Below are 13,615 nucleotides of genomic sequence, written 5' to 3'. Positions count from 1 at the left end.
CTTAAAACTCAGGAAATCCATTTAAAGCCATGGTTTCCAACTCTTTTTTTTCATTCTCAAAAATAAAGAACACTTTAAGCTCTGGATGTGTTTTTAAGAAGGTCTTCACTTTTTCTATTCCCATAGCCTTAAAAGCGGTGGCATAAGCATCGGCAGTCATACAATCTTGTGCAATTACCGATATACTGAGTAAATTAGTCTTACTTGGGTAGCCTGTTTTTGTATCAATAATATGTGCGTAACGATTACCTAAACTATCTAGTTTAAACTTTCTGTATGTGCCTGACGTTGCCATAGCTTGGTTATTTATTTCGATGGCTTTCATTATAGATTGTTCTTCATCAAAATGAGGCATCTCAATACCCACTTTCCAAGGAGATTTTTTCTCTCTGTTTTCTCCTCTAACGCGTATTTCACCTCCAATTTCAACCAAATAATTTTTAATTTTTTTACTTTCTAGAAATTCACCAACCACATCAACCCCATAACCTTTTGCTATGGCATTGAAATCTATAAAAGCACCTTTTGGTTTTATAATTTTATTGTCTATTCGTTTTACCTTAGCAAACCCTACCGACAACATTAAACTATCAATTTTCAGACTATCTAGATTAACAATTTTTCCTTCAGGACCAAAATCCCAAGCATTCACAACGGCTCCAATTGTGGGGTCGAAAACACCTTCTGTGTTCTTGTAAATAACATCCGATGCATCAAATACCTTAATAAAATGGGCATCTACAAGACTATCCTCATTTCTATTTAATTTAGATATATAGGAGTTGGTTTGATAAGTGGACATCGATTTATTAATCACATAAAATAAACTATCAATTTGAGATTGATAATTTGTATCAGAATCATAAATAATCGAATAACTAGTGCCAAAAACGGATCCAGACAATCGGGTATTTACAAGTTCTTCATTACAAGAAAACGCTAAAAAAACTAAGATTAAATTAAATAGAAATTTCATGCGTTATACTAATTCAAATTAGTGTCTAAAACCTGAATCCCATTATATTCCAAAAGGTAATCCTGATTTAAGTAAATTGGTTCCTTTTCGCCAACAACATTGCCTATACCTACACCCGCATATAGTACTTTCGCATCCTTCTCTCTTGCATGTTTCTTAAAGGCTTCCATCCAAACAACATCATAATTATTAGGATTATCTGGTAGAATAACCACTCTAACAATTACAAAATAATACTGTTTGTTTTTATCAATACAAACAAACTGTGGGTGTTTTTTCAATTTACTATTTACAGCGATAAATTCAAAGCCACGTTGTTCTAAATCTTTTCCAACGTGGTTCATGGCCAAATTATGTAATTCTTGTTCTGTTAGGGCTTTACTCATTTTACAAAAATAAAATAATTGTTCTGATTGCTAATGACATTTTTAAAATGTTTCGTTGAAAAAAATAAAACAAAATGCACCTTATTCTCTTCAAACCACCTTTTAACTTCCAATAAACCTTAATACTAAATCTGAATAATAATTAGATAAAAAGAATAATTTTAAAAAAAATCAAAACCAACTAGTTTACAGCAATTTACAACTAAAAAGATTAGATTACAAAAATAGAACCCTAAAAAATGACATTGGATTTTTTAATGGACTTATATATAAAAATATTAATGTTGTAAGCCCTAAATGCATTGATATTTGCTTTTCCCTTATTAGTGGTAATATATGAAAATCGTCCAAAAACAATAAAATTATATAAAAATCACATGTTAATAGCTGTAAATATCAACTTAAAACGGCATTGACTAATGCATTAGTCAATAAATTTTTGTAAAGCAACCAATGTTATTTTTTATAAATTAAAATAAAATAAAAATAAGGGAATTGAATATATAGCGAAAATTCGTATATTTCCTACAGTTATTTATTTATGAACGAGCGATACAAAGTACAGCAACAACTAGAACTTATTACTGCTAATAAAACCGACAATTTAATGGCTTTAAAATTACTTTATGAATCAAATTATTCAAAAGTAAAATCGTTGGTTTTATGGAATAACAGCACAAAAGAAAACGCTAAAAACAATTATCAAAAGTTTTATTTAGTTGTTTGGAATAATGTAACAAAATATTTGTCTTTTTCAGTTAACAAAAACGCCATATTAGAATACTACATAACATAGAAAAATAAATGGATACTGTATATTCAAAAAAAAATTAAAATTATGACCATTTGTTTTCAGACTAAAACAAAAAAAATTGAAAGATAATAACAACATTTCACAAGAAATTTTTGAAGCTATAGAACGTTATCTGAACGGTACTATGGAGGCCGATGAATTAAAGGATTTTAATGATTATCTTAAAATTGATGCCGAATTTAAAGCACAAGTTTATGAATATAAGAGTAAGATTCAAGGAAAAGAAGGCCAATCATCAGATAAGCAATTAGATCCTTTTCACAATGAAACACAGAAAACCGACGTTGGTCTAGTGGCTTCAAAAAAAGTCCGTTACCTATTTCTAAGTAAAGTAGCCGCCGCAGCGGCCCTACTTATAGCCATTGGTAGTATTTGGTTTTTTAGTAAGTCGCCCAATCAAAAAATATACACTAAATACTTTAAACCAGCCCCAGGGTTAACAACTACGGAGAACGGCTCAAAAAAATTTGAATTTTATAACGGTATGGCAGATTATAAACAAGGAAATTATCAATCAGCCATTGATACATGGTATGCTTTAAGCCATGCTAAACCAGAAAATGACACCTTAAATTACTATTTAGGAGTAGCCTACTTGGCCAATAAAAACATAAACGAAGCCATACCCTTCTTGGAAAAAACTATTGAAACACCACATCCAAGTTTTTCTTTTTTAAGTAAGGCCTACTACTACTTAGGATTGGCATACATAAATAATGGTAATTTGAACTTAGCCAAAAAGTATCTTATTTTAAGTAAAACCAGCAGCGGCAAAGAAATAATAAAAAGATTAGATGAAACTAAATTATAGAATTGTTTTACAAAATAAATCTCAATAAATTTTTGACAAAACTAGGCATTACAACAAGACAAACTCGAATATAATTTAACATTAATACACCAAACTGCAACTTAAGAATATTGACTAATATGCAGCAAATTAGCACTTATTGATTATTCGATAATATCTTAAAAAATTGAGGTTTAATTATCTAAAACGCATCTGTATTAAATTAAAAGGTTACAATATATTGGACTATTCAAAACTTTTTGAGTTTGAAAATAAAACTCTAAAGACCAACAACCTAACTTACAACAAACCGTAAATAAAACAAACTTATTCTAAGTCTTAACCACATGATTAATTTCTTGGTTTTTAAATTCTTGTTCTCTTAAAAAATTTGCCCATTTTAATTAATTCGATTTAATTTTTTTATTTATGATGACAATTTTAATGCGCATCGATGTTATATAAAAACAAAGGCACAATTTTAATACTCATTATCGAATTCTTTGATCATTTAATAGCTAAGTATTGTCGACAAATTTAAAAATTAATATCTTCCCTTAAGTTATCAACTTATGAAGGGAAATAATAAATTTAAACGACAGTCTCAACTTATCGATGCCATAAAAGCGAACGAATCTGAAGTATTAAAAATGTTATACATTTCAAATTACAAAAAAATAGAATCGTTAGTTTTAAAAAATAGTGGCACTATTGAAGATGCTAAAGACATCTACCAAGAGGCCTTCATTGTTTTTTGGAAAAATATAAAGAGTAATACTTTTATTCCTTTGAATGAAACAGCCATTCAAGGATATTTATACACTATTGCGAAAAATAAATGGATGGATATTGTAAAGTCTTCTAGGTTTAGAAAAACGCTATCTGGTTTTAACAATCAATTTCAGCTTACAAAAATTGATTATGATGATTCATTTTCCGAAAATTCAGAAAACAAAAAACTTACTACTGCTATGGAGGCCTTTAGGGTATTAGGACAACCTTGTAAAAAGTTATTAACTACATTCTATTTTGAAAAAAAATCATTAAAAGATTTATCCTTACAATTACAAATTAACGAAGCCTCCGTAAGAAACAAAAAATACCGTTGCATGAAAAAATTGCGTAACATCATAAAAGCCTTAAATAATTAAACCTTGGAAGAAGAAAAAAATAACATATCGCAAGAATTATTAGAAACCATAGAGAGTTACTTTAACAATTCTATGGAAAATAACGAACGTATTCTTTTCGAAGAAAAACTAATAAATAATCTAGAATTCAAAGAACAAGTTGAAGATATAAAAACCATGCTTCTTGGTATCGAAACGCAGGCCTTAAAAGAACAGTTGGACACATTTCACTCACATTTTTATAGCAACAAAAAAAAACATTCCCAAAAAAGGATAATACGCCATATCCCATATATGAAACTTTCAATTGCAGCGGTATTTGTTATAGCCATTGGATGTTTTTGGTTATTTAACACATCACACAATAAAAAGCTTTACTCAAAATATTTTAAACCCGACCCGGGATTACAAACATCCATGGGTACTGATGCTAACTTTGAATTTTATGACGCCATGATTGACTATAAACGTGGAGACTACAATAAGGCCATCAAAAAATGGGAAATTTTAAGCACAAAAAAACCAAATAACGATACCATAAATTATTTTCTAGGTCTTGCCTACATGTGCGATAAAAATGTAAACGATGCCATTCCTTTTCTTGAAAGAGCTGTTAATGCCGGTATAAGTTCTGTTTTTTTTAATGAAGCTCATTATTACTTGGGCTTGGCATATCTAAAAAAAGAGAATACAAAACTTGCCAAAAAGCACATGATATTAAGTAAAAATTCTGAAAGCAAATCAATTTTATCAGAAATTAAAGACTAATGTAATTAAAAAAATGAACAAGCTTTGCTTTATTTATAAATGCCTGTTTTTGAGTTTTGCAATCTTCTACAATATCAAAACTAACGCACAGAAAAAGGATGATAATTCTAACATTAGGCTCAACCAATTAATAGAATCCGATTCTATAAACAAAGCACTTACAGAAATAACCCAATCAATAAATTATTTAAAATCTAACAAGAAATTTGAAAGTCTGGGTAATTACATCTATCCTTTAGGCAAAATTTATATATTAAAAAAGGATCCTCATAAAGCAAAAATTTTAAGCAAGGAATTATTAGACATTATTGAAAATACGTTGCAAAACAAGAAAATTCGATATCATGCGCATATAGAATTCTCTAAATTGTGCTTAGAATTAAACACTTTACCTGAAGCTTTAGAACACGCAACCATTGCAAAATCCTTGGCTTATAGTTTAAATAACTCTGCACTAAAGCTAGAGAGCGAATACTACTTGGCTGATTTTAGCATGAAAATGGGGCAAATTGATAATTTGGAAAAACACATAAGAAAGGCCAACCATATTATCAAACAAAACAAAAAAACCACATTTAAAATTTCGGCTAGAGTATATAATTTAATGGGAGCATTAATGTATTACCATTCAAAACAAGACAGTGCCATTTACTATTTTGAGAAATCTTTAAAAAACATTCCACTTTTAGAAAACAATCCTGAAAACAATTGGTACCTACCAGCTGCCCTTAAAGGCAATTTAGCTTTGATAAAGTTAAACCAAGCCAAACCAAAAGAAGCTAAAGCACTAATTGAAAGCTCTATTAAACTTAGTTTATCTTTTTTAGACCATGCAAAAAATAACCCTCTTGCCAATAGGGTAAAACGAAATCTTTTAATTGGTTACGCTACTTTAAATGGTATTTATTATGATTTGGGAGATTTTGAAAAATCTGAAATTATAACCACCTTAGCTTTAAATTTCGCCAAAAACACTCAAGAATACTTTATGGCATATTTGGGTGCTGCCCAAGTAAAAACCGAAAAAAGGGAATTTGAAGAGGCCCTTTCCTATCTAGAAAAGGCAAATGAGAGCTTAAAATCCAATGATAGCGAAAACCATCAATTATATGCCTTTCTTTACGATAATTACGGCCTTGTTAAACATCTACAAAATAAAACTAAAGATGCAGTATATTACTGGGAGAAAAGTTGGGATCATTACATCAAATCAAATCCTTATGGATTTGATGTAAACCAGATATTTTCTAACATGAATTTGGCAATTGCCTACTCTGAGATTAATGAGAAAAAAAAGGCCATTGCCACCATAGATAGGTTATACAACTATGTTAACAAAACCGAAGGTGAAAAAAGTTATTTGATAAAGGCCATCATGCTTACCTATGCCAAAGTTTACCTAAATCTTGAGCAGTATGAAAGGAGTATTTATTGGAGTAATAAATGCATAGCTCTCTACAAAGAGAGAAACGCTTTAAAAGGTCTTGGTAAAGTATACTTTGAAGATAATAAAGCAGACATATACCTTGTAAATGCCCAAGCTAAATATTACAATGAAGAATTGAGGGACAGCACATTTTTAAAAAATATTTTGTCAAGTATCAATACTGCTATTAAGGCCATTGAAAATCGAAAAACCTCATTATCATCCGCAAAAGATGTTAATACTTTGGTTGAAAATAATAGTAGAGTATTTGATTTTGCAAAAAAAATCAATCTAGAACTTTACAAAAGCACTAAAGAGCCTGCATATCTAGAAAAAGCAATCAGTTTACATGAATCTGGACTTTATAACAGAATTAGATTCCGCTTAAACTCGAAACCTATTTCTTTTTTAAACATTCCTAAGGAAACCACAAAAAGGGAAGATTTTCTAAAAAATTCACTAAATAACAAAGATGGCAACATTGATTCGTTTATTTCAAATAGTAAATCATGGCAACAGTTTTTAGACTCCTTAAAAAATAACCATCCAAAATATTACAAGATGCGCTACGCTACACTTGAACTTCCATTAGATAATATAGTGTTGCCTAAAAATACATGCATTGTAAGGTACTTATATATCGATACTGTACTCTATGCTTTTATAGTATCGCAAAATGACAAAAAAATTTATGAATTAAGCCCTAAAGAAACCATTAACAACTATATAGCTAAATTACAAAACAGTGAATTAACATTTGATGAAACAGCATCTAAACTTCACCATTTATACAATATCCTTTGGAAACCTTTTGCTAGTGATTTAACAACGCAGAACATTGTTATTATTCCAGATAAAAACCTCTTTAATTTAAGTTTTGAAACTCTTACACCTAAAAAAATAAAATCGTTTAAAGAGTTTGCCCAAAATAGTTTGTTATCTAAATACAACCTATCGTACAATTATAGCTTGTTTTTATTAACTCAAAACCAAACAAATACAGCTTTTAAAACCAATTTTATCTCATTTGCTCCTGAATTTACCCATAAAATGAAAGCGAATTACAAAAGGGTCTCAAAAGATTCTTTATCAATTGATGTAAAATATGACAACCTCCTCCCACAACCATTTAGTGCAGATTTATCAAGAAAATATTCTAAACTTTTTAACGGTATTTCTTTTATTAATGAAAAGGCATCCAAAAAAAACTTCCAAAATGAAGCTGGTGGCAACAAAATCATATACATTGGCACACATGCCGAATCGAACAATTTATTCCCAGAACAATCCCGATTAATATTTGCTAAAAACAAATCATCTGAAGATAATACTCTTTATGCATTTGAAATTTATAATGAGAATTTAAAGTCCAAGTTAGCCATACTTTCCGCTTGTGAAACAGGTAAGCCAACTTACCAACCAGGAGAAGGCATGATATCCTTAGCCCATGCGTTTAATTATGCAGGTAGTGAAAGTATAGTTACAGGCCTATGGAAAATAGATGAAAAATCCAGCACAAGAATTGTGGAACTATTTCTAAATAATTTGAAGCAGGGGATGCACAAAGACAAAGCTCTAAAAGAAGCAAAACTAACCTACCTTACTGAATCTTATGGCAGAACTTTATCTCCAGAATACTGGTCTGGTTTAATATTAATTGGAGATACAAACCCTTTAATTTTAAACACTAATTCAAATATAATTTGGTGGATTGGTATTTTACTAGCTGTTTCAATTCTGACAATAATATTTTTATTAAAACAATTTGTAAGAAGAAAAAAAGCTATTAAATAAGAAGCATATAAAATCATAAACACCAGACAATTTTGTTATCGGTGTTTATGATTTTAGATAACCTATATTACAACTTAGGCTTTACTTCTTTATTGTAATCACTACTTGCATAGCTCCCTTTACAGAAATAACATCGGGACATCCTGTAAAATGATTTACTGGAGAAGATTTTGAACGGTAGCTAATAGCTTTAAATATCTCGAAGTTACCATCCTCCAATGGACTATTAGGGCCCCAAGAAGTTGTTCTACCTATAGCCGAACTTGATAAACTGTACTCAATAATACTGGCCTCGTATTTAATCGCATTCTCAACAGGTTTTACTAGAAAAGTAACGTAATTACCACAATTTATATAACCTCCAGTAGTTGTAGGCCCCCAAACCACGACACTAGCGGGTACTATCTTGTAAATTTTATCAACCTCGTTCTTAATATTTACAATGCCCGAAATCTCATCATATAGCTTATAATCTGCATTAGGTTCCGACTTCACTTTTCCGTATAAAAATGCAGATATAGTTTCTATTCCATGCTCTACATCCTCATCCAGAGCTTTATAGGTTATAGCATTACTATTGTAAGTTGTAGTGGTTAAATCGCCTCCTGAAAACGTGCCGTAATTACCTGTAGTTTTCCAGACTATTTTATAATCTATCAGATTATTATCATTAATATCTTCTGAAAAGTCTACTCTTAATAGTTTTAATTCTATACTTGAGTTCCCGTTAACAGTTGCTCCATCTGGTTTAAGCAGGTATTTATAGGGCTCAACTTTTATGGTTATTGTATCTGTACCTACAAAGGTTTTTTCCTGTCCTTTTTTCACATATACCTTCGCTACTAGGGTCTCTTGGGCATCCTCAGGTAAATTATTATCATCAACATCCGATAGGTAATAGATTTCTTTGTCACTGCTCTCGAAGTTTACACCCTCGTGTCCTTTAGCATCGAAAATCTTACCATAATTTCCACTTACTTGCCATTCATAAGCATAAGATTCTCCGCTTGCCAAAGATTTGTTTTTAACTATAGCTTCTACATAAGTTTTTATAAAAGGAAAAGCTGTGGGCTCTTGAGGATTTAAAGTTACAGGGTCTTGTTTGGCTTTTACTTCCCATTCTTCAAGATATTTGCTTTTTGCAATACCCGATGCCAATGAGGCATAATCTGAAAGTTTTAATATCTTGTCTGTCCAATCTAAGTATTTATTAGCACCATTAAATTTGTTCACAGCATCTTGGGCATCGCCTAATATTGCAAGATTATCTCCTTTAGAGATTTGCATTTTATAATTTATAACCCCATCTCTTAGAGCTTCAATAATCTTAGAACGAGACTCACCAATAGAATTATTGTAGAAGGCTTTAAAAAACTCTGAAGTGGCCGTTTTAAAATCTCCTTTTTCTATAGCATCTGCCATAGAAGGAACTGAGTTAGACACTGCATTAATTAAAGAAGTAAACTCTTTAAAATATACTTCATCTAGCCCTTTAAGCAATTTTGCTTCGCCAATAACATCCAAAAAGAAAGGCAAAACAAAATCCATAGCAAGAGTTTCGATAATTATTTCTTCTAGTTTTTGTTTTTCAACGCTATTAAACTTACTTTTATCAATAACTCCAATAGCTGGACCCAAAACCCTTACTTTATAAATAGCATACTCTTCATTATCATTTAACTGCAATGGAATTGGATCTGTCTCCGACCTAAAAAACTCTACACCAACACCACTGGCCCAATCACCTATAACGCCTAAAAACTCTCTTTTTGCTTGAATGGACTTTATCTTGGTATCTGCATTTGAAGATATTTTTGATGAAGCAATATTAGATATTAAAACTTCCTCGGACTTATCAAAATGCTTAACTTTTGTTTTATACAAAAAGGCATGAGCCCTTCTCCTGTACTCATTTGCAATTTTTATATTTAACCCTGTATCTTCAAAAATTTGAATACCACTTTTTATATCATTGGCATCAACTAAAACACTTCGTAATGCTAAATTCTTTATATCGTCATCCCTAATCAAGTTCAATTTTTCTTCAAACCAGGAAAAAAAATCAGGGGAGTTTAAAAAATTTGTATTTTGCTTAAAAGCCTCTTTGAATTCGGTAACAGTTTTATCAAAATCCTTAATTGACAAAGATTGCTTAAAATACTCATCTTTAACATCTTCATCTAAAAAATAAGTCCCTAAACCGTAATAATAAAGAGCTTCGATGGTGGAACTTATCGAAATTTTTAAGTTATTTTGATGAATAAACCCTATCAAAACGGGTTCCTTATTTTGATTAACTAAAATAGCTAACGATCTACTATCATTAGTATGCGGTATAGAAACTACGCCATTGCTAGGAATCTTAAATTCATTGAGGTTTCCAATAACCGTCAAATCTGAAAATGATACTGATGCATCAGTAGGAATTTCTACTGTGATTTCATTGTAAATAAGTTCTTCATTAATATCGGGATTGTTATCCGTATTTATATCATCATCTTTTTTGCATGATGTCATTAGCATAAGAACCAAAAAAACGTTGAAAAGATTGTTGAGGGTAAAGAGATTTTTCATAATTATCGATATCTATTTTGTTTCATTATTAAAACATCGAGTTAAATATAAAATGTCATCACAAAAAATTACTTTTACTTTAACATTAATGTTTCAGCGAAAAATCCCAAAGAATAATAATCATTAATATTTCCTTTTTTCAAATCTTACATTTTAGGTAATAACGACAGTTGAAAACATCATTAGTTACGGACTACGCAAACTGTTTCAAACTTCAAGCAAACATATTTATCTGATTTATTGAATCTTATGAAAAACAATTCATCAAAATTGGATAAACACTTATTTTTTAATAACTTAGGAATAAAATTTTGAAAAAATGAATACTACTAATAGGTTAGAGACTGCTGTTAAAAAGCTTTATATCGCGTTTCATAATAACACATTACACCCGGAATGTTGTAAACATTGTGCGGTTGGAAATATATTGGACAACAAAGATAGCTGGAAACATTTATCCGACCATCATGGCGCCATCCAATTAAACTATCTTGGCGTATTACATCAAAACTTAGGAAGAAAGTTTAATGGTTATTCTCCTGAAGAATTACTTAAAATTGAAGCTACCTTTCTAAAGGCGTGCGGTTACACAATACCACTACATCACAAAAACAAAAAGCCTAAAAACCCTACTGATAAGGATAATTTATTTAATGGCCTAAGTGAAGTTATAAAACTGTTGTGTGAATTTGACAATATTCCAAATATGATGGATTACACTAAATTGTTTGAAGTTGAAAACGGTAAGCCGAAATATAAACTACAAACACTTTAAAACCAATTAAACTTTCATAGGTATAGAAAAACAAAATGTGGTTCCTTTGTCTTTTGAAGGCGTAAACCATATTTTTCCTGAATGGGCTTCCACAATTTTTTTACAATGCGCTAAACCTATCCCAGAACCTTCATATTCTAGTCTTGAGTGAAGCCTTTGGAAAATAGAAAACACACGCTCCTGATATTCTTGCGCAATTCCTATACCATTATCTGTTATAGAAAACTTCCAAAATTTTTCTGCTTCAACCCCCGCTTCATCCATTTCAGTAACCTCTGTACATTCAATATTTATTTTAGGTTGAATTCCTGGGTCTCTAAATTTTATACCATTTGTAATAAGGTTTTGAAAAAGTAATCTTATTTCCAATTCATTTCCTTTTATAGTTGGCAAATCCGCATAGTTAATTAAGGCATCGGTACTTTTTATGGTACTTTGTAAATCTGCAATTAGCACTTCTAATAAAGGCATGCAATTTACATCTTGAAATTCCTTTGTTCTACCCAATCTAGAATATTGCAAGAGCCCATCAATTAATCTCTTCATTCTAATGCTTCCCTCTTTTATAAAGCCAAGTATTTGTTTACCATCGTCATCAAATTTGTTGTGGTATTCAGCTTGAATAACATCAATAAAACTAGAAATCGTGTTAAGAGGTTCTTGCAAATCATGACTAGCAATATAGGCAAATTGTTCTAACTCATTGTTTTTAGATTTTAGTAAACTAGATTTCTTTCTGATCTCAATGTGTTGTAATTTCAATCGCTTATTTAATTTCTTGTTGTATAGGTAAGCTACTAACAATGAAACACATGCCAAAAACAGCAAAAAAGACAAGATTGATAACACTATATTATGTTTTCGCTGCGTGTTAATAATTATGTCCTTTTTCTCTAAGATATCGGCTTTTTCCTGAATGTTACGATTTTGAAGTGCTAAAACTTTTTGCTGTTTCTTAATTTCATTAGTTACAGAGTCCATATTCTGTTGCTGAATACTAATCTGACACAATTGTTCTTCCAATTTAGCTTCCAATTCCTTTTCTAAAGCTAAATTATCGGCAATTTTTTTATTTTTCAATTCACTTTCAAAGGCTAGATTCATAATAGAATATTCTCTTTCAAGTATCACCTGCTCTTTTTTTATCAGGTCATTCTTTTGACTGCCAATTATTTTAAAATGACTTTCTATTAATTTTTTCTGTTCTTCATTTTCTCTAGTTGCCATGTACAACTTTTGCTCTGTCTTTTTGAATAATTTATCTCCAATTTCTTTAGAAGTTACAGCATAGCTAGCCAATATAGGGGTTATTCTAAGGTTGGCGTTGGAAAAATATTCTCTGTTAATGTCGTAACTATAAGTATCTCCAACCTGTACCATATTTATCATAGACGACTTATTAGGATAACCCTCTGTGATAATAAGAACCTCCTTCCCTACAGTACTATCTATTATGGCTTTAATTAAATATTCATAGGTATGATTTACATACACTAAATTGTAATTATGAATTTCCTCTAGCTTGTCTATTCGTTTTATTTCAATAAGCTTATCATGGATTCTTCTATTTTTAGAAATAGTTTTTAGACCTTCTATAATAGTATCCGGTCCCATGATTCCAATTTTAAATGTAGTGAGTTGCTCTATTTTTGGCCATTTAACTTGTTCTGACAAATTAAATATCATTAAAGCACGTTGTTCTTGTAGTCTGGATGCTTCGCTTTTGTCTCGAGACTGACCAAAACACCCGTTGCTAAACACAATAAAGCTTAAAACAAAACATAGGCTTTTAAAAGCCGAAAGGTTACCAAAAGAAATCCACGAATTACGGTGAATTTTTGCTTTGGTAAAGTTCCAAAAAATTCTGATACTAATTTCCATTAATCATCCCAATAAGGTTATCCATATCATTAGTAAAAAACTAATGACTCATCATTTTATTTAACATAAAAACATTATTAGTTTTAATAATATTTTTACCTTATTATTAAACTTTGAGGGATGAAAAAATGGACTAATTTGGGTTTAACTTTGAATAAAACACCTCATATTCAAGTGAAATCACTTATACTGAATTTGTTTTTAAAAACAATTAATACTACTTCCTGTTAATAATTTACTATTTAAATTTATATACTACTAAGATCTTTAAGTTTAAGTATTTTGTCTCGTGGTAATTGAA

General features: G+C 30.3%; 10 protein-coding genes. 6 read left to right on the top strand and 4 right to left on the bottom strand.

All coding sequences use genetic code 11. From position 1 onward, the window contains the following. Window position 1 precedes the first annotated feature (1 nt). Window positions 2-976 carry an FAD:protein FMN transferase gene (locus ABYI63_RS04490; protein WP_372753879.1) on the bottom strand — a complete coding sequence of 325 codons (975 nt, stop codon included), beginning with the start codon at window positions 974-976 and terminating at the stop codon, window positions 2-4. A gap of 8 nt (window positions 977-984) precedes the next feature. Continuing rightward, on the bottom strand, window positions 985-1,362 hold the full coding sequence (locus tag ABYI63_RS04485; protein ID WP_372753877.1) for a Na(+)-translocating NADH-quinone reductase subunit F: 378 nt from the start codon (window positions 1,360-1,362) through the stop codon (window positions 985-987). A gap of 541 nt (window positions 1,363-1,903) precedes the next feature. Between ABYI63_RS04485 and ABYI63_RS04480 the strand changes: the two genes are divergently transcribed. The 5 genes from ABYI63_RS04480 to ABYI63_RS04460 all read left to right on the top strand — a co-directional run bounded on the left by ABYI63_RS04480 (window position 1,904) and on the right by ABYI63_RS04460 (window position 8,084). Then, window positions 1,904-2,158 carry a hypothetical protein gene (locus tag ABYI63_RS04480; RefSeq protein ID WP_372753875.1) on the top strand — a complete coding sequence of 85 codons (255 nt, stop codon included), beginning with the start codon at window positions 1,904-1,906 and terminating at the stop codon, window positions 2,156-2,158. Between the two features lie 76 nt (window positions 2,159-2,234). Further along, the gene (locus ABYI63_RS04475; protein ID WP_372753873.1) at window positions 2,235-2,987 is read left to right on the top strand and encodes a tol-pal system YbgF family protein; all 753 of its coding nucleotides are present in this window, start codon (window positions 2,235-2,237) and stop codon (window positions 2,985-2,987) included. A gap of 551 nt (window positions 2,988-3,538) precedes the next feature. Then, window positions 3,539-4,117, top strand: coding sequence for an RNA polymerase sigma factor (locus tag ABYI63_RS04470; RefSeq protein ID WP_372753871.1), 579 nt, complete (start codon window positions 3,539-3,541; stop codon window positions 4,115-4,117). Window positions 4,118-4,120: 3 nt separating this feature from the next. Beyond that, window positions 4,121-4,864, top strand: a complete 744-nt coding sequence (locus ABYI63_RS04465) for a tol-pal system YbgF family protein (RefSeq protein WP_372753869.1) — start codon at window positions 4,121-4,123, stop codon at window positions 4,862-4,864. 49 nt (window positions 4,865-4,913) lie between these two features. After that, entirely contained in the window at window positions 4,914-8,084 is a 3,171-nt protein-coding gene (locus tag ABYI63_RS04460; protein WP_372753866.1) for a CHAT domain-containing protein, read from the top strand. Between the two features lie 81 nt (window positions 8,085-8,165). On the opposite strand, the gene ABYI63_RS04455 is transcribed toward ABYI63_RS04460, so the two are convergent. Then, window positions 8,166-10,601 carry a hypothetical protein gene (locus ABYI63_RS04455; protein ID WP_372753864.1) on the bottom strand — a complete coding sequence of 812 codons (2,436 nt, stop codon included), beginning with the start codon at window positions 10,599-10,601 and terminating at the stop codon, window positions 8,166-8,168. Window positions 10,602-10,977: 376 nt separating this feature from the next. Here ABYI63_RS04455 and ABYI63_RS04450 point away from each other — a divergent pair, with 376 nt between their 5' ends. Next, on the top strand, window positions 10,978-11,433 hold the full coding sequence (locus ABYI63_RS04450) for a Na(+)-translocating NADH-quinone reductase subunit F (RefSeq protein WP_372753862.1): 456 nt from the start codon (window positions 10,978-10,980) through the stop codon (window positions 11,431-11,433). 6 nt (window positions 11,434-11,439) lie between these two features. Here the strand turns inward: ABYI63_RS04450 and ABYI63_RS04445 are convergent, their stop codons facing one another. Further along, complete coding sequence (locus ABYI63_RS04445) at window positions 11,440-13,314, bottom strand: YfiR/HmsC family protein (protein ID WP_372753860.1); 1,875 nt, start codon at window positions 13,312-13,314, stop codon at window positions 11,440-11,442. Between the last annotated feature and the right edge of the window lie 301 nt (window positions 13,315-13,615).

It is taken from the genome of Mariniflexile sp. (assembly GCF_041583155.1).
Taxonomy (GTDB): Bacteria; Bacteroidota; Bacteroidia; order Flavobacteriales; family Flavobacteriaceae; genus Mariniflexile.
The sequence above is the reverse complement of the archived record's forward strand: the minus strand, read 5'-3'. Positions and strand labels throughout refer to the sequence as shown.

Coding starts and splice junctions, on each gene's coding strand:
- ABYI63_RS04490 (WP_372753879.1), bottom strand. CDS start 976: ATGAAATTTCTATTTAATTTAATCTTAGTTTTTTTAGCGTTTTCTTGT.
- ABYI63_RS04485 (WP_372753877.1), bottom strand. CDS start 1,362: ATGAGTAAAGCCCTAACAGAACAAGAATTACATAATTTGGCCATGAAC.
- ABYI63_RS04480 (WP_372753875.1), top strand. CDS start 1,904: ATGAACGAGCGATACAAAGTACAGCAACAACTAGAACTTATTACTGCT.
- ABYI63_RS04470 (WP_372753871.1), top strand. CDS start 3,539: ATGAAGGGAAATAATAAATTTAAACGACAGTCTCAACTTATCGATGCC.
- ABYI63_RS04455 (WP_372753864.1), bottom strand. CDS start 10,601: ATGACATCATGCAAAAAAGATGATGATATAAATACGGATAACAATCCC.
- ABYI63_RS04450 (WP_372753862.1), top strand. CDS start 10,978: ATGAATACTACTAATAGGTTAGAGACTGCTGTTAAAAAGCTTTATATC.
- ABYI63_RS04445 (WP_372753860.1), bottom strand. CDS start 13,314: ATGGAAATTAGTATCAGAATTTTTTGGAACTTTACCAAAGCAAAAATT.